Raw genomic sequence first — 18,018 nt, 5'->3', positions numbered from 1 at the left:
AACCGGCCCTTAAAGGTTGCGCAGGATGCGCGCCGGCTTCTGCCCCAGCGCCCGCCAGGTGCCGATCAGCCCGAAGCCGACGGTCAGCACCAGCGCGGCCGCCACCGCCCCCAGCGCCGCGCCGGAGGACCAGGCGAAGGGAAGGTTCATCACGCGGGTGACGACCACGAAGGCCGCAATCGCCCCCGCCCCCACCGCCACCAGCGCCGTCACCAGCCCCAGCGCGGCATATTCCAGCGCATAGGCGCCGATCAGCCGCGCGCGGGTGGCGCCGAGCGTCTTCAGGATCACCGCGTCATAGACCCGGTGGTGCTGGCCCGCCGCCAGCGCCCCCGCCAGCACCAGCACGCTGGATAGCAGCGTGACCAGGCTGGCGCCGCGGATCGCCAGGATCAGCTTGGAGGCGATCTCGCTGAACTGCGCCAGCGCCTCCTTCACCCGCACCGCCGTCACCGCGGGAAATTCGCTGGCGACCGCGCGGGCAATGGTGCGCTCGCCGGCCGCATCGCCCCCGCCGGGAAAGGCGAGCGTGGCGAGCGAGGTGTGCGGCGCGCCGGCGAAGGTGTTGGGCGAGAACACCATGACGAAGTTGATGGCGAGGCGATCCCACTCGACCTTGCGCAGATTGGCGATCCGCGCGGTGATCGGCCGGCCCAGCACATTGACGCTGACGCTGTCGCCGACCTTGAGCCCGAACGCATCGGCGATCTCGCCCTCGAAGGAGACCAGCGGCGGGCCGGCATAATCGGCCGGCCACCACGCGCCCGCGGTGACGCTGGAGCCCTCGGGCAGGGTCGGCGAATAGGTAATGCCGCGATCGGAGGAGAGCACCCAGGCGAATTCCGGCGGCGGCGTTATGCTCTCCACCGGACGGTCGCCGAGCGTGATCAGCCGGCCGCGCAGCATCGGCACGATCTCGACCTTGCCCTCGGGCGCCCGCGCGTGCAGGAAATCCGCGAAGCGCTCGCTCGCGCCGCTGTCGATGTCGAGGAAGAAGAAGCTCGGCGCCGCCGCCGGCAGCCGGGCGGTGAGTTCGCGGGTCAGGCTGCGGTCGATCAGCGCCAGCGTCACCAGCAAGGTAAGGCCCAGGCCGAGCGAGAGCACGACGGTCGGCGTCAGCGCCGCCGGGCGATGAATATTGGCGAGCGCCAGCCGCGCCACGGTGGAGCGCGGGCGCGGCAACCGGCGCGCCACCGCCATGATGCCGAGCCCGACGAGGCGCAGCGTCACCAGCACGCTGGCGGCGGCGATCAGGTAATAGAGCCCGATCCGCCGCTCCTGCGACGCGGCGATGGCCAGCCCCGCCAGCGCGGCGATGGCGAGCGCGGTCAGGATCACGTAGATCCGACGCGGCCGGCGGCGGGCGGTCTCCACATCGTCGCGGAACAGCGCCGAGACCGGCACGTCATGGGTCATGCCCAGCGGCCAGAGCGCGAAGGCCAGCGCGATCAGCCCGCCATAGCCGAGCGCCAGCGCCAGCGCCGCGGGCTGCAGGCCGGGCTCGATCGGCACCGGCAGCAGGTAGCCGAAGGCGCCGGCGATGAGGAAGGGCAGCACCGCCCCCACCGCGAGGCCGATGGCGATGCCCATAGTGGCGATCAGCCCGACCTCGACGAGATAGATGGCGAATACCGTGCCGCCCGGCGCGCCGAGGCTCTTGAAGGTGGCGATCACCGCGCGCTTGGCGTCGAGATGGCTCTTCACCGCATTGGCGACGCCCACCCCGCCGACCAGCAGGGCGGTGAGGCCGACAAGGGTCAGGTATTGGGTGAAGCGCTTGACGTTGTCTTCCAGACGCGGCGCGGCCGCCTCGCGCGTGCGCACCTCGAAGCCGGCATCGGGCGCGGCGGTCTTCACCCCGTCGACGAAGGTCGCGAGCCGGCCGGGATCGGCGAGCTTCACGCGGTAGGTCCAGCGCGCCAGGCTGCCAGGCTGGATCAGCTTCGCCGCATCGAGCCCGGCGAGCGAAACCATAAGGCGCGGGCCGAAGCCGAAGCCGGTGGCGAGCGCGTCCGGCTCGCGCTCGATCAGGCCGGCCAGCCGCAGATTCGCCTCCCCCAGCTGGAAGCGATCGCCCAGCTTCAGCCCCAGCCGGTCGGCCAGCGCGGGGTCGGCGAGCGCGCCATAGGCGCCGTCCCGCTCGGCCAGCGCCTCGTCCAGCGGCTGCGGCGGGGCCGTCTCCAGCGCGCCGACCATGGGGTAGGCGCCGTCCACCGCCTTGAGCTCGACCAGCGTCGATTCGAGCTTGTCCCCCTCGCCGGCCCGCGCCATGGCGCGCAGCGTGGCGATGGTGGAGACCCGCCCGCCGGCGGCCAGCAGCCGCAATTCGTCGGGGCTCGCCTGCCGCTGCACCAGCGAAAAGGCGGCATCGCCGCCGAGCAGCGCCGTGCCCTCGCGGGCAAGCCCGTCGGTGAGCGCACGCGAGAAGGAGCCGACGCCGGCAATCGCCGCCACCCCCAGTGCCAGGCAGCCGAGAAACACGCCGAAGCCGCGCACCCCGCCGCGCAGTTCACGCAGGGCGAAACGCAGGGCCAGCGTCAGGCGGAACCGCAGTCCGGCACCGGCACGCCCCGCGCCGGCCGGGGAAGACGTCGCCGCCAGCGTCATGCGGAGGCTCCCGCCAGCGCATCGACCCGCGCGTCATCCGGCTCGATCTGGCCGGAGCGCAGCCGCACGGTGCGGTCGCAGCGCCGGGCCAGGGCCGGATCATGCGTGACGATGACCAGCGTCGCCCCCCGCCGCGCCTGGGCGGCGAAGAGGAGATCCATGATCTGCTTGCCCGTCGTCTCGTCCAGATTGCCGGTCGGCTCGTCGGCGACCAGGATGCGCGGCTCCGGTGCCAGCGCGCGAGCCACCGCCACGCGCTGCTGCTCGCCGCCCGAGAGCTGGGCGGGATAGTGACCCTGCCGGTGCCCGAGGCCGACCGAGGTGAGTTCGGCGGCGGCGCGTGCGAAGGCGTCCGCGCGCCCGGCCAGTTCCAGCGGGATGGCGACGTTCTCGATCGCCGTCATGGTCGGGATGAGATGGAAGGCTTGGAAGACGATGCCGACATGGCGGCCGCGAAAGCGCGCCAGCGCGTCCTCGTCGAGCCGGGTGAGTTCCTCGCCCGCCACGTGCACCGAGCCGGAATCGGCCCTTTCCAGCCCCGCGAGCACCATCAGCAGGCTCGACTTGCCCGATCCCGAGGGACCGACCAGCCCCACCGCCTCACCTTGGCCAATGGCGAGAGATATGCTTTTGAGGATGTGGACACGCGCCGCGCCCGTGCCGAGGGATAGTTCGACCCTGTCGAGGCGGATGGCGGATGAATTGGCCACGGGGCCCGGTGCCGGCAAGCGATTGGAGTTCGGCTGCATGTCTTTGTGTGCATTCCTCGGCAACGTGACCCTACGGCCCCCCGTCCCCGCACCATATGGCGGTGCACAGCGATCGGGAAAGGCCGCCCGGCCTCATTGGGCGAGGCTCCTCGCGCTCGCGCTCCTCGGTCTGTTCGCCCTCGCAGCACCCGCGCTGGCCGCGCCGCTGCGGCTTGTGGCCTTTGGCGACAGCCTTACGGCGGGCTATGGGCTGCCGGCCAACCAGTCCTTCCCGGCCCGGCTGCAGGCCGCGCTGACCAAGGCGGGACACGATGTTTTGATCGAGAATGCCGGGGTTTCCGGCGACACGACCAGCGCCGGGCTGGCCCGGCTCGACTGGTCGGTGCCGGAGGGGACCGACGGGGTGATCCTGGAACTGGGCGCCAATGACGCGCTGCGCGGCCTCGATCCGTCCATCCCCGAGAAGTCGCTCGACGCCCTTTTGGCGCGGCTGAAGGCGCGCGGCATTCCCGTGCTGCTGGCCGGCATGCTGGCGCCGCCCAATCTGGGGCAGGCCTATGGGGAGCGGTTCAACGGGATCTATGGCCGGCTGGCGGCCACCTATGACGTGCCGCTCTACCCGTTCTTCCTCGACGGCGTCGCCGGCCACCCCAACCTCGTCCAGCCGGACGGCCTGCATCCCACCGCCCAGGGGGTGGACGTCATCGTCACGCGCATCCAGCCGGCGGTCGAGGCTTTCCTCGCGCAGATCAAGGCGCGCAAGAACGGCTGAGGCAGGCGCCCCGGCGCGCGTGGCCTGCGCGCGCTCGACAAGGCGGGAGGCCTCCGATATCGCTCGCGCGACGCAATGGCGCCCGCCGTAGCGCGGCTCCCCGCCCCTGGGATTCGATGAAGTACCGAAGCGAAATCGACGGCCTCCGGGCCGTGGCCGTGCTGCCGGTCATCCTGTTCCACGCCGGGGTCGGCGTGTTCAGCGGCGGCTTCGTCGGCGTCGACATCTTCTTCGTCATTTCCGGCTATCTGATCACCAGCCTGCTCGTCGCCGACCTCGAGCGCGGACAGTTCTCGCTCCTCACCTTCTATGAGCGGCGGGCGCGGCGCATCTGTCCGGCGCTGTTCCTGGTCATGGCGGCCTGCCTGCCCTTCGCCTGGGTCTGGATGGGGCCGCTGGAGCTGCGCGATTTCGGCCGCAGCATCGTCTCGGTGGTGTTCTTCGTCTCCAATTTCGTGTTCTGGCGCGAGGACGGCTATTTCTCCGCGCCGGCCGAGCTCAAGCCGCTGCTGCACACCTGGAGCCTTGCCGTCGAGGAGCAGTATTACCTGTTCGCGCCGGTCTGCCTGTTCCTGCTCTGGCGCTTCGGCAAGAAGGCACTGTTCTGGGCGACGGTCGCGACCGCGCTCGCCAGCCTCGCCTTGACGGAATGGGGCTGGCGCCATGCGCCGAGCGCCAATTTCTACCTCACCCCGTTCCGCGTGTGGGAACTGCTGGCGGGTTCGCTCTGCGCCATGCGGATGACGTGGCGGGCACCGCGCGGCAATGACGCGCTGGGCGCCGCCGGGCTGGCGCTCATCCTGTTCTCGATCTTCGGCTTCGACGGCAAGACGCCCTTCCCCAGCCTCTACGCGCTGGCGCCCGTCGGCGGGGCGGCGCTGATCATCCTCTATGCCCGCCAGGGCACATGGACGGCGCGGCTGCTCTCGCTTCCGCCGCTGGTCGGCATCGGCCTCATCAGCTACAGCGCCTATCTCTGGCACCAGCCGCTCTTCGCCTTCGCCCGCATCCGCGCGCTCGCGGCGCCGCCGGAAGAACTGCTTCTGGGGCTGGCGGTGCTGTCGCTGGGCCTCGCCTATCTCAGCTGGCGCTTCGTCGAGCAGCCGTTCCGCCGCGGACCGCGGCCCTGGCTGCCGGGCCGGCGCGTGCTCGTCGCCTCCTGCGCGGTGGGAACGCTGTTCGTCGCACTCGGCCTCTATGGCAATCTCAGCGGCGGCCTGCCCGAGCGCTTCCCGATCCCCGCGCCCGGCAGCCGCGAGGCGATGCTGCTCGATACGCTGAAGGGCAACGAGTTGGGCCAGGATTGCTGGCCGGACGGGCTGAAGCCCGGGGCGCCGCGCAAGGCGATCCTGTGCCCCATCTTCACGCCGGAGAACCCGAAGCGGCGCATCCTCATTATCGGCGACAGCCACGCGCATATCCTGCTGCCGGCCTTCGCGCAGATCGGCAAGACCGACGCCGTCTCGTGGATGGGCCTTGCCAGCTGCCCGCCTTTCCTCGGCGTCACGGTGCGCGGCGCCGCCTTCGGGGCGGGGGTGTGCGAGCCCTTCGCCCGCCAGCAATATGAGACGGTCAAGGCCGGCGGCTACGACATGGTGGTGCTCGTCTCGGCCTGGTCCTACTACCTCAACAGCCTGAGCGAGGGGCCGGCGGACAGCGCGTCCATGCTGCCGCCGGAAGCCGGGCCGGCCGACGCCGGGGGGGCGATTGACGGAGCGGCCAACGGCTCGAAGGCGGTGTTCGCCCGCTTCATCCCGCGCACCGTGCGGGCCTATGCCGATCTCGGCATCACCGTCGTCCTCATCGACCAGATGCCCGAACAGCCGGCCTTCCCGCAGAAAGTGCTGCGCCAGGCGGTCTATCTCGGCCGCAGCGGCGGGGTCTCGCCCGAACAGTTCGAGCAGGCCGTGCGGGAGACGTCGCAGAGCGTGGCGGCGGACACGGCGGCGCACGGCTTCGCCACCGCCGTGCTGTCCCGGCTCGCCGGCGCCAATGTCTGGGTGCTGTCGTTCAAGGACCTGTTCCAGCAGAACGGCGTGTATCTCTGGGGCGACCGGAACGGCAGCTATTATTTCGACAACAACCACCTCTCGCTCTATGGCGCGCGCTTCGTCGAAAACAGCCTGACGGCGGCCTTCACCCGGATCGAGCAGGCGACGGCGCGGAATTGAACGTTTATTTTATGTGATATACGCATGCCGCTTGCCCGGCATCTTGTCCGGCATCTTGCCCGCTCGGCGCGCGGCGCCTATCCTCACTCAACTCCCTCCCTCGAAAAACCCCGATACATCGCCATGCATTATCGCCCGCTCGGCCGCACCGGCCTGGAGGTCAGCGCCATCTGTCTCGGCACCATGACCTTCGGCCAGCAGAACACCGAAGCCGAAGGCCATGCGCAGCTGGACTATGCGCTGGACCGCGGCATCAACTTCCTCGACACCGCCGAACTCTACTCCATCCCGCCCAAGCCCGAGACGCAGGGCTCCACCGAGCGGGTCATCGGCTCCTGGCTCAAGGCGCGCGGCAACCGCGACAAGGTGATCCTTGCCACCAAGGTCTGCGGCCTGTCCGAAATGACCTGGTTCCGCGACGACGGCGCGCCTGCCCGCCCGACCCGCGGGCAGATCCGCGAGGCGGTCGAGAAGAGTCTGAGGCGCCTGCAGACCGACTATATCGACCTCTACCAGCTGCACTGGCCCGGCCGGCCCATGGCGGAGTTCGGCTCCAACCCCACCCGCTGGAAGGCGGCGCCGGGCGAGGAGACGCCGATTTCCGAGACGCTCGACGCCTTCGCCGAACTGGTGCGGGAGGGCAAGGTGCGCCATGTCGGTCTCTCCAACGAGAGCGCCTGGGGCACGATGCGCTACCTCGCGGAGGCCGAGCGCACCGGCGCGCCGCGCGTCGCCTCGATCCAGAACGCCTATCACCTGCTGAACCGCACCTTCGAGACCGCGCTCGCCGAGGTAAGCCTGCGCGAGCAGGTCGGGCTGCTCGCCTATTCCCCGCTCGCGCAGGGCTTTCTCACCGGCAAGTACCAGAAGGGCGCCCGCCCGCCCGGCGCACGCTCGACGCTGTTCGATCGCGGCCAGCGCTACCAGAAGCCGGGCGCGGAAGAGGCGATCGACGACTATCTCGCCATTGCCCGCGAGGCGGGGCTCGATCCCGCGCAGATGGCCATCGCCTTCTGCCTGTCGCGCCCGTTCATGACCTCGGTCATCATCGGCGCCACCTCGATGGAGCAGCTCGCCACCGATATCGACGCCATCGATGTGGCGATCACGCCGGAGATCGAGGCGAAGATCGATGCCGTGCACCAGCTGCGCGGCAATCCCTGCCCATAGCGCCGGAGCCGGCGGCACGCATTTCCGGCGGGATGCCCCATCCCGCCGGCTATTGCCCCGGGTCTATGTCTTGGGGCCTATTTCTCGGCGCCCGGCTCGAGGCCATGGCGCGTCATCAGCGGCATCTGCGCCATGGCGAAGATGAAGGTCAGCGGCAGGTAGCCGAAGGTCTTGAACGCCACCCAGGCATCGGTCGACACGCTGCGCCAGACGATCTCGTTCACCACGGCCATAACGAGGAAGAACACGCCCCAGCGTATGGTGAGGATGCGCCAGCCCTCATCGGTCAGTTCGAACACGTCGCCGAGCACATAAGGCAGCAGCGGCTTGTTGAAGGCGAGCCCGCCGAGCAGGGCGATGCCGAACAGGGCGTTGACCATGGTCGGCTTCATCTTGATGAAGTGATCGTCCTGCAGCACCAGGGTGAGCGTGCCGAACACCAGCACCACCCCCGCCGACACCAGCGGCATCACCGCGATCTTGCGCGCGAGATACCACATGGCCGCCAGCGCGATCAGCGTCGCCAGCATGAAGGCGCCGGTCGCGGCATAGATGCCGCCCTTCGCATTGGCGATGAAGAACACGGCGAGCGGGCCCATCTCCAGCGCGAACTTCGTCACCGGGTGCAGGCGGCGCAGGACCCGGGTTCCGGCATCGCCCGCCTCGGGCCGAACCTTGTCCGTCCCTCTCCTGTCCGGCTTCGTCGTCTCGGGGCTCGTCATCGCGGCATGGCTCCTCAAGGATCGGCGCAAGGGGACGCCGCTCAGGCGTGCTTGTCCAGCTGCTTCAGCCAGCGCTTGGCCTGCGCACGGACATTCTTCGGCGCGGTGCCGCCATAGGAGACGCGGCTCGCCACGGATTTCGCCACCGAGAGCACGCCGAACACCTCATTCGTGATGCGCGGCTCCACCTCCTGCATGTCGGCCAGCGAGAGCTTGTGCAGCGCCACGTCGCGGCCCGCCGCCAGCGCGACGATGCGGCCGGTGACATGGTGCGCCTCGCGGAACGGCAGGCCGAGCACGCGCACCAGCCAGTCCGCGAGATCGGTGGCGGTGGAATAGCCCGAGCCCGCGGCGTCCTTCATGCGCTTCTCGTCCGGCACCATGTCGCGCACCATGCCGGCCGTGGCGGCGATCATCAGCGAAAGGGTGGAGAGCGCGTCGAACGCGCCTTCCTTGTCCTCCTGCATGTCCTTGGCATAGGCCAGCGCGAGGCCCTTCATCACCATCAGCAGCCCGGAAAAGGCGCCGGCGATGCGGCCGATCTTGGCGCGCACCAGCTCAGCGGCATCCGGGTTGCGCTTCTGCGGCATGATCGAGGAGCCGGTGGTGAAGCGATCCGAGAGCTTGAGCAGCCCGGTGAGCGGCGAGGTCCAGATGACGATTTCCTCCGCGAAGCGCGAGAGGTGCATGGCCGCGATCGAGGCGGCCGCCAGCGTCTCCAGCACGAAGTCGCGATCGGACACCGAATCGAGCGAATTGGCGGTCGGCCGGTCGAATCCCAGCGCCTTCGCGGTGGCGAATCGGTCGATCGGGAAGGAGGTGCCGGCCAGCGCCGCCGCGCCCAGCGGGCATTCGTTCAGCCGCGCGCGGGCATCGCGGAACCGGCCGCGATCGCGCCCGAGCATCTCGACATAGGCGAGCAGGTGGTGGCCGAAGGTCACGGGCTGGGCGGTCTGCAGATGGGTGAAGCCCGGCATGACCGTGCCGGAATGGACCAGCGCCTTCTCCACCAGCGCCTTCTGCAGATCCCGGAACTGCACGTCGAGCGTGTCGATCGTGTCGCGGACATAGAGACGGAAATCGGTCGCCACCTGGTCGTTGCGCGAGCGGGCGGTGTGCAGCCGGCCGGCCGCCGGACCAAGCAGCGTGGCGAGGCGCGATTCGATGTTCATGTGAATGTCTTCCAGCGCGCGCTGGAAGGTGAAATCGCCCGCGTCGATCTCTGACAGGATCGTGTCTAGACCGGCGACGATCTTTTCGGCATCAGCCTTGTCGATGATCCCCTTCGCCGCGAGCATCGAGGCATGCGCCTTCGACCCCGCAATGTCCTGCGCATAGAGGCGCTGGTCGAAACCGATGGAGGCGTTTATCTCCTCCATGATCGCGTCGGGGCCGGTCTCGAAGCGGCCGCCCCACATCTTGTTGCTCATGCTGACTTTTCTCCGCGAGGACGGCCATGACCGAACGACCTGAGGATGCGACGCCCCCCGAAGGGCGGGGCACGGCGCGCGCCAAGGGCCGGTTCGCCCTCATCGTGGCGGCCGCGCTGGTGCTCGGCGCCGCTGCCGGGCTGGCAGGCGTATACGGGATCGGGGGTGGGGCGCGCAACGCCGTTGCGCAGCGCGAGGCGCCGGCAGCCCCGGACGAGGCCGCCACCACCGCCGCGCTCGGGGGCGATGCCGCCTGCACCGCCGCCAGCGACACCGGCCGCCGCATCGCCGATCTCGCCAAGGGCGAACTGGCCGCCTTCGCTCCCACGCTCAAGCCGACCCGCATTCCCGACCTCGCCTTCCTCGCCCCCGACGGCACGCCGACCCGCCTTTCCAACGTGGGCGGCGACGGGCTGAAACTCGTCAACATCTGGGCCACCTGGTGCGTGCCCTGCCGCAAGGAAATGCCGGCGCTCGACGCCTTGCAGGGCACGCTCGGCGCCACGACGGCGGCCGGCAAGGATGCAACGGCGCTGCCCGGTTTCGCGGTGATCGCCATCAATATCGACCAGCGCAATCCCGAAAAGCCCAAGACCTTCATGGACGAGACCGGCATCCGGCATCTGGCGCTCTATACCGACCCCAAGGCGCAGGCTTTCCAGGACCTGCGCGCGGTGGGGCGCGGCTTCGGGCTGCCGACCACCATGCTGATCGATGCGCAGGGCTGCGAGATCGGCCATATTGCCGGGCCGGCCGAATGGGCGAGCCCGGAGGCGGTGGCACTCATCGAGGCCGCCCGCCGCGCGCCGGCGGGGCCATAGCGCGCCTGCGGGGGTCGAGCGATGTCCCGCGCCGAGGGGAGACCATGCTGACCCGCCGGAGCCTCCTCGCCCTTGCGGGAGCCCTTGCCGCCGGCACGAGCCGGGCGGACGCGCCGGCATCCGCGCCCGACCGCGCGCCCCCCGCGGTTCTCCCGCTCTGGCCCGGCCCGCCACCCGGCGGCGGCGGGCCGCAGGGCGCGATGACGCGCGGCCCGCGCGACGCACGGCGCAACATCGCCCGCCCCAGCCTGACGCTGTTCCGCCCGGATCGCCCGGCCGACACGGTGATCCTCATCGCCTCCGGCGGCGGCTACCGGCGGATCGAGGACGGCAACGAGGCGCTGCCGGCCGCAAGCTGGCTGGCCGGACGGGGCATCGCCGCCGCCGTGCTCGATTATCGCCTGCCGGGCGAGGGCTGGGGCGCTGGCCCCGCTGCCCCCTTCCAGGATGCGCGCCGCGCGCTGCGGCTCATCCGGGCCGGCGTCAGCGGGACCACGCACGCCCGCGTCGGCCTGCTCGGCTTCTCCGCCGGCGCGCATCTGCTGGCGCTCACCGCCGGGGGCGCGCCGATGGGCGACTATCCCCCGGTGGATGCCTCGGATGCGGCGGCCGATGCGGCGGCAGGCGGGGCGGATTTCGTCGCCTTCATCTATCCCGTGCTGAGCCTCGCCCCGGACCTCGCGCCGACCTCGGCCCAGCGCGTGCTGGTGGGGCGCCACCCTTCGCCCGAGGAAGCGGCGCGCTGGTCGGCGGAGACCTATGTCACGCCCGCCTTTCCCCCGACCTTTCTGGTGCAGGCGCAGGATGACCCGACCAGCGATCCCCGGCAGGCGCCATGGATGGCGCGCGCCTGCGAGCGCGCCGGCGTTCCGGTGGAAATGCACGAGATCCCTTCCGGCGGGCACGGCTTCGGCATGGGCCGGCCCGGCACGCCCAGCGCCGACTGGCCGCGCGGGTACGCCGACTGGCTGGCGCACCCCGCGATGCCGCACGGCTGAGAGCGGGCGAAATCGGGTAGGCGAACGCCGCGCGAGGACGTATGACCCTGCGCGAGCCGGCTCGCCTGCCGCGGCCCGTGGCCGACAGGGGCGGGCCAGCGGGTTCAAGGCCGCTCCCCCCTTTCCGCGCGGGGGGGGGCCGCGCAGGAGCGTTGCATGTCCGCCACCCCATCCGCCACGCGTCCCGGCTCCCCGCCCAAGGCGGCCGGGGCAAAATCGACCTTACTACCGATGGCGGCCGGCGACTGGGGGGCGCTGGTGCTGCTGTCGCTGATCTGGGGCGGCTCGTTCTTCTTCGGCAAGGTGGCGGTGCAGGAGATTTCCCCGCTCACCATGGTGCTGGGACGGGTTTCGATCGGCACCGCGGCGCTGTTCGTCATCGCGCGGATCGGCGGTGTGCACGTGCCGCTCAACCGCCGCCTGATCGGCGAGTTCCTGATCATGGCGGTAATCGCCAACATCATTCCTTTCGGCCTCATCGCCTGGTCGCAGCAGCATATTCCCAGCGGATTGTCCTCGATCCTCAACGCCGCCACGCCGCTCTTCACCGTGCTGGTGGCGCAGGCCTTCACCCGCGACGAGAAGTTCACCGCCGGCAAGCTCGCCGGCGTGGTGCTGGGCTTTGCCGGCGTGGCGGTCATGATGGGGCCGGCGCTGATCGGCCAGCTTGGCGGCCATCAATTGCCGGCGCAGCTCGCGGCCATCGGCGCGACCGTGTCCTACGGTTTTGCCGCGGTCTATGGCCGGCGCTTCCGCCACCTTCCGCCGATCGGCGTCGCCATGCTGCAACTCGCCGCCTCCAGCGTGCTGCTCGCACCGCTCGCGCTCGCGCTCGACCAGCCCTGGACGCGGCCGCTGCCCTCCCCGCACGTGCTGGCGGCGCTGATGGGGCTGGGCGTGCTCTCCACCGGCATCGCCTATATCCTGTATTTCCGCATCCTCGCGCGCAACGGGGCGACCAACATCTCGCTCGTCACCTTCCTCGTGCCGGTGAGCGCCATCCTGCTCGGCGCGCTGTTCCTGGGCGAGGCGCTGGAGCCGCGCGAACTCGCCGGCTTCGCCCTCATCGCGCTGGGGCTGGCGGCGATCGACGGGCGGCCGGGGCGGTGGGTAAGAGGGCGGTGAGTGCGGGGGCGGGCGGTGTGAGGGCGGCATGGCGAGGGCTTGCAAAGTCGCAACGGCCCTGAGAGCATCCACGCGCGTCACGGAGGCCCCTCGCGATGACAAGGATGCAGGTTCAGCTGCGCAGCATCGGCGGCACGGGCGCGGCGCTGGGTTGGGCCGGCGCGCATACCCTGGTGGTCGACCGGGCCGAGGGGCGTGCCGGCGGCACCGGGCTTGGCTTCAATGGCGGGGAGTTGCTGGCGCTCGCCATCGGCGGATGCCTCTGCAACGACCTCCACTATGTCGCGCAGGCGATGGGGATCGCGATCGAATCGATCGGCGTCGACGTCGAGCTGACGCTTGAGGGTGCGCCGCTGCTGGCGACCCGCGCCCTGGTGCGGGTTGAGGTGGTGCCGGTCGATCCGGCGAGCGATATCGTCGCCCTGATCGAGCGGGCGCGGCAGGATTCCACGGTGAGCAATTCGGTCGCGCGCGGGATAGCTGTCGATTTCCTGACGGCCTGAGAGGGAAACCCTCAGCGCGTCGGCACCGGCTTCTCGCCGCGATAGTCGTAGAAGCCGCGCTGGGTCTTGCGGCCCAGCCAGCCGGCCTCGACATATTTCACCAAGAGCGGGCACGGGCGGTACTTGCTGTCAGCTAGCCCCTCGTGCAGCACCTGCATGATGGACAGGCAGGTGTCGAGGCCGATGAAATCGGCCAGCTGCAGCGGGCCCATCGGGTGGTTGGCCCCGAGCCGCATCGCGGTGTCGATGGCGTCCACCGAGCCGACACCCTCATAGAGCGTGTAGATCGCCTCGTTGATCATCGGCAGAAGGATGCGATTGACCATGAAGGCCGGGAAATCCTCCGACACCGCATAGGTCTTGCCGAGCCGTGTGACGAAGGCCTTGGAGAGCTCGAAGGTCTCGTCCTCGGTGGCGATGCCGCGCACCAGCTCGACGAGCTGCATGAGCGGCACGGGGTTCATGAAATGGATGCCGATGAACCGCTCCGGCCGGTCGGTGGAGGCGGCGAGCCGGGTGATCGAGATGGACGAGGTGTTGGTGGCGAGGATCGCCTCGGGCTTGAGGAAGGGGCAGACCGTGGAGAAGATCTTGCGCTTGATCTCCTCCTTCTCCACCGCCGCCTCGATCACGAGGTCGACTTCGGAGAGGTCGGCCGTCTGGTCGGTGCCGTGGATGCGCGCGAGCGCGGCCTGCTTTTCCTCATCGGAATACAGCCCCTTGCCCACCTGGCGGGACATGTTGCCGTTGATGGTGGCGAGGCTCGACTTGAGGCGGTCCTTCTCCAGGTCGTTGAGCACGACATCGTAGCCGGCCAGCGCACACACATGCGCGATGCCGTTGCCCATCTGGCCGGCGCCGATAATGCCGACGCGCTTGATCTCGAAACCCATGGCCACGTTGTCCTGCCCCTGCTGACGGCTCGCTGCTCAGTATAAAGGCTCTCAGGCTTTCGCCTTAGCAATTTCCGCCGTCAGTTCCGGCACCAGCTGGAACAGATCGCCGACCAGGCCGAAATCGGCCACCGAGAAGATCGGCGCGTCCTCGTCCTTGTTGATGGCGACGATGACCTTGGAATCCTTCATGCCGGCCAGATGCTGGATGGCGCCGGAAATGCCCACCGCGACATAGAGATCGGGCGCCACCACCTTGCCGGTCTGGCCGACCTGCCAGTCATTCGGCGCGTAGCCGGCATCCACCGCCGCACGCGAGGCGCCGACCGCCGCGCCCAGCGCATCGGCCAGCGGCTCGATGACCTTGGCGAAATTCTCCGCCGAGCCGACGGCCCGCCCGCCCGAAACGATGATGCGCGCCGCGGTCAGGTCCGGACGCTCGCTCGCGGCGATCTGCTCGCCGACGAACAGCGTGCCGGCCGGAGCGTCCGCCGGCGTGATCGCGCGGATCGGCGCCGATCCGCCCTCACCCGTCGCGGCGAAGGCGGCGGTGCGGATGGTCACTACCTTCTTCGCGTCGCGCACGCGCACGCGCTGGATGGCGTTGCCGGCATAGATCGGCCGCTCGAAAATGTCGGGCGCGATGACGGCGACGGCATCGGACACCTGCATCACGTCGATCAGTGCGGCGATGCGCGGCAGCACGCTCTTCCACACGGCGGTGGAGGGCGCGACCAGCGCGTCATACTGGGCCGCGAGCGCGACACCCAGGCTCGCGACCGGCTCGGCGAGGCGGTGCGCATAGACCGGCGCATCGGCCAGCAGCACCTCGGCCACGCCCTCGAGCTTCGCAGCGGCCTCGGCGGCGGGGCGGGCATTCTCGCCCACCACGAGCACATGCACCGGCGCGCCCAGCGCGAGCGCCGCGGTCAGCGCGCGGGCGGTGACCGGGTTCAGGCTCGCGTCGTCATGTTCGGCAAAAAGCAGCGTCGCCATGGTCAGATCACTCCCGCCTGCTTGAGATCGCCAACCAGCTCCGCCACGGAGCCCACCTTCTTGCCGGCGGTGCGGCCGGCGGGCTCCAGCGTGGAGAGCACCTCGAGGCGGGGGCTGAGGTCGATGCCGAGATCGGCCGCGCTCTTCTCCTCGATCGGCTTCTTCTTCGCCTTCATGATGTTGGGCAGGCTGGCATAGCGCGGCTCGTTGAGGCGCAGGTCGGTGGTCAGCACCGCCGGCAGCGCCAGCTCCAGCGTCTGCAGGCCGCCATCGATCTCGCGCGTCACGTCGATCTTGCCCTCGCCGACCACCACCTTGGAAGCGAAGGTCGCCTGCGGCCAGCCGAGCAGGGCGGAGAGCATCTGCCCGGTCTGGTTGGCGTCGTCGTCGATCGCCTGCTTGCCGAGGATGACGAGGCCGGGGCCTTCCGCCTCGACGATCTTGCGCAGGATCTTGGCGACGGTGAGCGGCTCGATGCCGGCCTCGTCCGTCTTCACCCAGATGCCGCGATCGGCACCCATGGCGAGCGCGGTGCGGATGGTCTCGTCGGTCTTGACCGGGCCGATGGAGACGGCGATCACCTCGGTGGCCTTGCCGGCTTCCTTGAGCCGCAGCGCCTCCTCGATGGCGATCTCGTCGAACGGGTTCATCGACATCTTGACGTTGGCAAGCTCGACGCCTGAGCCATCCGGCTTGACGCGGATCTTGACGTTGTAGTCGACCACCCGCTTCACGGGCACAAGGATCTTCATCACCACATCTCCCGCCCGACAGAATGTCGGGGCCGTCGCGACAGCAGCAAGTCGAGGAAGGCGATGCGATCGGGCCGGAGGGCACCGGCGGGGACTGCACGTGGCGCCCGGATCGGGCGCCACGGTTCAGCGCCCCGCACGGACGACACGGCCCGGCATCGGCCTGCGGAAAGCGGGGCGAAACTATGGATCGCCCAAGGGCGTGTCAACGTGGGGAAACGCGCCGGCGCCATCAGATCGGCGGGTGTTGCTCCGGGGTGCCGTCGCGCGTCAGCACCCAAAGCGGCACGCCCTTGCGCCGCATGACGACGATGAGCACCGCCCCCGCGAGAAGCCCGCCAATATGCGCCCACCAGGCGGTATCCTGATCGCCCGAGCGGATGACGCTCCAGAGCTGGAAGGCGATCCACGCGCCGAGCGGCCAGATCGCGGGAATGCGCAGCGGCACGCGCAGGAACACCAGCACCCAGATGCGCACATTGGGATGCAGCATCAGATAGGCGCCGACCAGCCCGGATATGCCCGCCGAAGCCCCCACCAGCGGCGCCGCCGAATCCGGCACCGCATAGGCATAGGCGAGCCCGCCGATCACGCCGCAGATCAGATAGAAGGCGAGGAACCGGGCATGGCCGAGCGCATCCTCGACATTGTCGCCGAACACCCAGAGGAAGGCCATGTTGCCGGCCAGGTGCATCCAGCTACCGTGCAGGAACATGTAGGTGACGAGGGTCAGCTCGGCCGGCAGGCGCGCATATTCGGCCGGCAGCACCGCGGCATGGGTGACGACGGCCGGGATGGCGCCGAAGCCGAAGGCCGAGGCGATGTCGATCTCCGCCCGGTAGCCATGCTGGACCAGGACGAAGATGATCACATTGGCGGCGATCAGCGCCCAGGTGACATAGGCGTGGGTGATGCCTTCGAGCGGATTGTCGTCATTGATGGGCAGCAGCATGGCGCGCCCCTACCCCTCGCGCCCGGCCGCCGGCACCCACAGAACGTCGCCGCCGCCCTCACGGGCATTGGCGAGGCGGCTCATGACGAAGAGCAGGTCGGACAGCCGGTTGAGGTAACGGACCGCCGCCTCCGAGACGATCTCGCCGGGCGCCTGCGACAGCTCGACCACCAGCCGCTCCGCGCGCCGGCACACGGTGCGCGCCACGTGCAGATGCGCCGCCGCCGGGGTGCCGGCCGGCAACACGAAGGAGCGCAGCGGCTTCAAGGGCTTGTTGAGCGTGTCGATGTCGCGCTCCAGCCGGTCGACCTGGCCGGCGACGATGCGCAGCGGCTCATAGCCGCGATCGACGCCGTCATCGGGGGTGGCGAGGTCGGCGCCGAGGTCGAACAGGTCGTTCTGCACCCGCGCGAGCACGCCATCGATATCGGCCAGTCCGCCGGTATGGAGGCGTACGACGCCGATGGCGGCATTGGTCTCGTCCACCGTACCATAGGCGGCAATCCGCAGGTCGTGCTTGACGCGGCGCTCGCCGGTGCCGAGCGCGGTCGTGCCGTCGTCGCCGGTGCGGGTATAGATGCGGTTGAGCACCACCATGGCGGATGCGCGTCCCCTGCGGCCTCAGCCCCGGTTCATGAGGAAGATGGTGACGAGCACACAGCCGAGCGCCACCGCCTGCAGCAGCACGCGCCACTGCATCAGCTTCTGCGAGCGCTGGGGCGAGCCGCCCCGCGCCATGTTGGCGAGGCCCAACACCAGAACGACGGCGACCGCGCCGAGCGCGATGGGTAGGACCACGAATTTGGCGATGGTGACGAGATCCATCGTTTATCTCCGGCGAGCGCGGCGCGAGGCCAGCCTTCAGTTCATCACGACAATGGCAGCATTCAACACGGTCGCATAGGACACCCAGACCAGATAGGGCACCAGCAGCCAGGCCGCGATACGGTCGATCCGCGCCGCCGCCCAGATCGTGGCGGCAATGGCCAGCCACAGAACCAGGATAATGGCCAGCCCCGCCCCGATCGCCTCCATGCCGAAGAAAACGGGCGACCACACCGCATTGAGCGCAAGCTGGACGATCCACAACAGGATCGCCGTCCGCCGTTCGGGCGAGGGGGCGTGAAGCTGCCACAGCCGCCACAGCGCCACCGCCATCAGCACGTAGAGCGTGGTCCACACGATGGGGAAGACCGGGGCCGGCGGGGTGAAGGACGGCTTGGCAAGGCTCGCATACCAGGTCGGGATCTGCGGCGTGGTGGCGAGCGAGCCCAGCGCGCCGACCGCCAGGCACACGCCGACGGCGACGACGAGACGGAAGAAGGACAAGGTCTTCATCGGTGCCTCCCTGCGCGATCAGGGCCGCGGCTGCGGCAGCTGATTCGACTGCTTATAG

Annotated in this window: 18 protein-coding genes; 7 read left to right on the top strand and 11 right to left on the bottom strand. The window is 69.7% G+C overall.

Going from position 1 to position 18,018, the window contains the following annotated elements; genetic code table 11:
- Positions 1 to 9: 9 nt before the first annotated feature.
- Complete coding sequence (locus FHS55_RS07200) at positions 10 to 2,607, bottom strand: ABC transporter permease (protein ID WP_183189013.1); 2,598 nt, start codon at positions 2,605 to 2,607, stop codon at positions 10 to 12.
- Positions 2,604 to 3,356 carry an ABC transporter ATP-binding protein gene (locus FHS55_RS07195; RefSeq protein ID WP_183189012.1) on the bottom strand — a complete coding sequence of 251 codons (753 nt, stop codon included), beginning with the start codon at positions 3,354 to 3,356 and terminating at the stop codon, positions 2,604 to 2,606. The genes FHS55_RS07200 and FHS55_RS07195 overlap by 4 nt, the downstream gene beginning before the upstream one ends.
- On the opposite strand from FHS55_RS07195, the gene FHS55_RS07190 reads away from it, so the two are divergent.
- From FHS55_RS07190 to FHS55_RS07180, 3 genes are all read left to right on the top strand, one after another.
- The gene (locus FHS55_RS07190) at positions 3,355 to 4,089 is read left to right on the top strand and encodes an arylesterase (protein ID WP_183189011.1); all 735 of its coding nucleotides are present in this window, start codon (positions 3,355 to 3,357) and stop codon (positions 4,087 to 4,089) included. The two genes, FHS55_RS07195 and FHS55_RS07190, sit on opposite strands and share 2 nt — an antisense overlap.
- Before the next feature lie 116 nt (positions 4,090 to 4,205).
- Positions 4,206 to 6,260 carry an acyltransferase family protein gene (locus FHS55_RS07185; protein ID WP_183189010.1) on the top strand — a complete coding sequence of 685 codons (2,055 nt, stop codon included), beginning with the start codon at positions 4,206 to 4,208 and terminating at the stop codon, positions 6,258 to 6,260.
- A gap of 123 nt (positions 6,261 to 6,383) precedes the next feature.
- A complete protein-coding gene (locus FHS55_RS07180; protein ID WP_183189009.1) occupies positions 6,384 to 7,430 on the top strand; it encodes an aldo/keto reductase in 1,047 nt (348 codons plus the stop codon).
- 77 nt (positions 7,431 to 7,507) lie between these two features.
- Here FHS55_RS07180 and FHS55_RS07175 read toward each other — a convergent pair whose 3' ends face one another.
- Positions 7,508 to 8,152 (bottom strand): septation protein A, encoded by a 645-nt coding sequence (locus FHS55_RS07175; RefSeq protein WP_183189008.1) that lies wholly within the window; start codon positions 8,150 to 8,152, stop codon positions 7,508 to 7,510.
- 41 nt (positions 8,153 to 8,193) lie between these two features.
- A complete protein-coding gene (gene argH, locus FHS55_RS07170; protein ID WP_183189007.1) occupies positions 8,194 to 9,582 on the bottom strand; it encodes an argininosuccinate lyase in 1,389 nt (462 codons plus the stop codon).
- Positions 9,583 to 9,608: 26 nt separating this feature from the next.
- On the opposite strand from argH, the gene tlpA reads away from it, so the two are divergent.
- The 4 genes from tlpA to FHS55_RS07150 all read left to right on the top strand — a co-directional run bounded on the left by tlpA (position 9,609) and on the right by FHS55_RS07150 (position 13,029).
- Positions 9,609 to 10,403 (top strand): thiol:disulfide interchange protein TlpA, encoded by a 795-nt coding sequence (gene tlpA / locus FHS55_RS07165; RefSeq protein WP_183189006.1) that lies wholly within the window; start codon positions 9,609 to 9,611, stop codon positions 10,401 to 10,403.
- Positions 10,404 to 10,447: 44 nt separating this feature from the next.
- Positions 10,448 to 11,401 carry an alpha/beta hydrolase gene (locus tag FHS55_RS07160; RefSeq protein ID WP_183189005.1) on the top strand — a complete coding sequence of 318 codons (954 nt, stop codon included), beginning with the start codon at positions 10,448 to 10,450 and terminating at the stop codon, positions 11,399 to 11,401.
- A 156-nt stretch (positions 11,402 to 11,557) separates the two neighbouring features.
- Positions 11,558 to 12,526: a DMT family transporter gene (locus FHS55_RS07155; RefSeq protein ID WP_183189004.1), complete on the top strand. Its 969-nt coding sequence runs from the start codon at positions 11,558 to 11,560 to the stop codon at positions 12,524 to 12,526.
- Positions 12,527 to 12,621: 95 nt separating this feature from the next.
- Positions 12,622 to 13,029: an OsmC family protein gene (locus tag FHS55_RS07150; RefSeq protein WP_183189003.1), complete on the top strand. Its 408-nt coding sequence runs from the start codon at positions 12,622 to 12,624 to the stop codon at positions 13,027 to 13,029.
- Between the two features lie 11 nt (positions 13,030 to 13,040).
- On the opposite strand, the gene FHS55_RS07145 is transcribed toward FHS55_RS07150, so the two are convergent.
- The 7 genes from FHS55_RS07145 to FHS55_RS07115 form a co-directional block, all read right to left on the bottom strand.
- A complete protein-coding gene (locus FHS55_RS07145) occupies positions 13,041 to 13,922 on the bottom strand; it encodes a 3-hydroxybutyryl-CoA dehydrogenase (RefSeq protein ID WP_183189002.1) in 882 nt (293 codons plus the stop codon).
- 51 nt (positions 13,923 to 13,973) lie between these two features.
- A complete protein-coding gene (locus FHS55_RS07140; protein WP_183189001.1) occupies positions 13,974 to 14,918 on the bottom strand; it encodes an electron transfer flavoprotein subunit alpha/FixB family protein in 945 nt (314 codons plus the stop codon).
- A gap of 2 nt (positions 14,919 to 14,920) precedes the next feature.
- The gene (locus FHS55_RS07135) at positions 14,921 to 15,670 is read right to left on the bottom strand and encodes an electron transfer flavoprotein subunit beta/FixA family protein (RefSeq protein WP_183189000.1); all 750 of its coding nucleotides are present in this window, start codon (positions 15,668 to 15,670) and stop codon (positions 14,921 to 14,923) included.
- A gap of 232 nt (positions 15,671 to 15,902) precedes the next feature.
- Positions 15,903 to 16,622, bottom strand: coding sequence for a rhomboid family intramembrane serine protease (locus tag FHS55_RS07130; protein ID WP_183188999.1), 720 nt, complete (start codon positions 16,620 to 16,622; stop codon positions 15,903 to 15,905).
- Between the two features lie 9 nt (positions 16,623 to 16,631).
- Positions 16,632 to 17,219 (bottom strand): cob(I)yrinic acid a,c-diamide adenosyltransferase, encoded by a 588-nt coding sequence (locus FHS55_RS07125; RefSeq protein ID WP_183188998.1) that lies wholly within the window; start codon positions 17,217 to 17,219, stop codon positions 16,632 to 16,634.
- Between the two features lie 24 nt (positions 17,220 to 17,243).
- Complete coding sequence (locus tag FHS55_RS07120; RefSeq protein WP_183188997.1) at positions 17,244 to 17,447, bottom strand: twin transmembrane helix small protein; 204 nt, start codon at positions 17,445 to 17,447, stop codon at positions 17,244 to 17,246.
- Between the two features lie 36 nt (positions 17,448 to 17,483).
- Entirely contained in the window at positions 17,484 to 17,960 is a 477-nt protein-coding gene (locus FHS55_RS07115; protein ID WP_183188996.1) for a TspO/MBR family protein, read from the bottom strand.
- Positions 17,961 to 18,018: the final 58 nt, after the last annotated feature.

It is taken from the genome of Ancylobacter tetraedralis (assembly GCF_014195655.1).
GTDB lineage: Bacteria > Pseudomonadota > Alphaproteobacteria > Rhizobiales > Xanthobacteraceae > Ancylobacter > Ancylobacter tetraedralis.
This window is presented reverse-complemented; position numbering and strand designations above follow the sequence as displayed.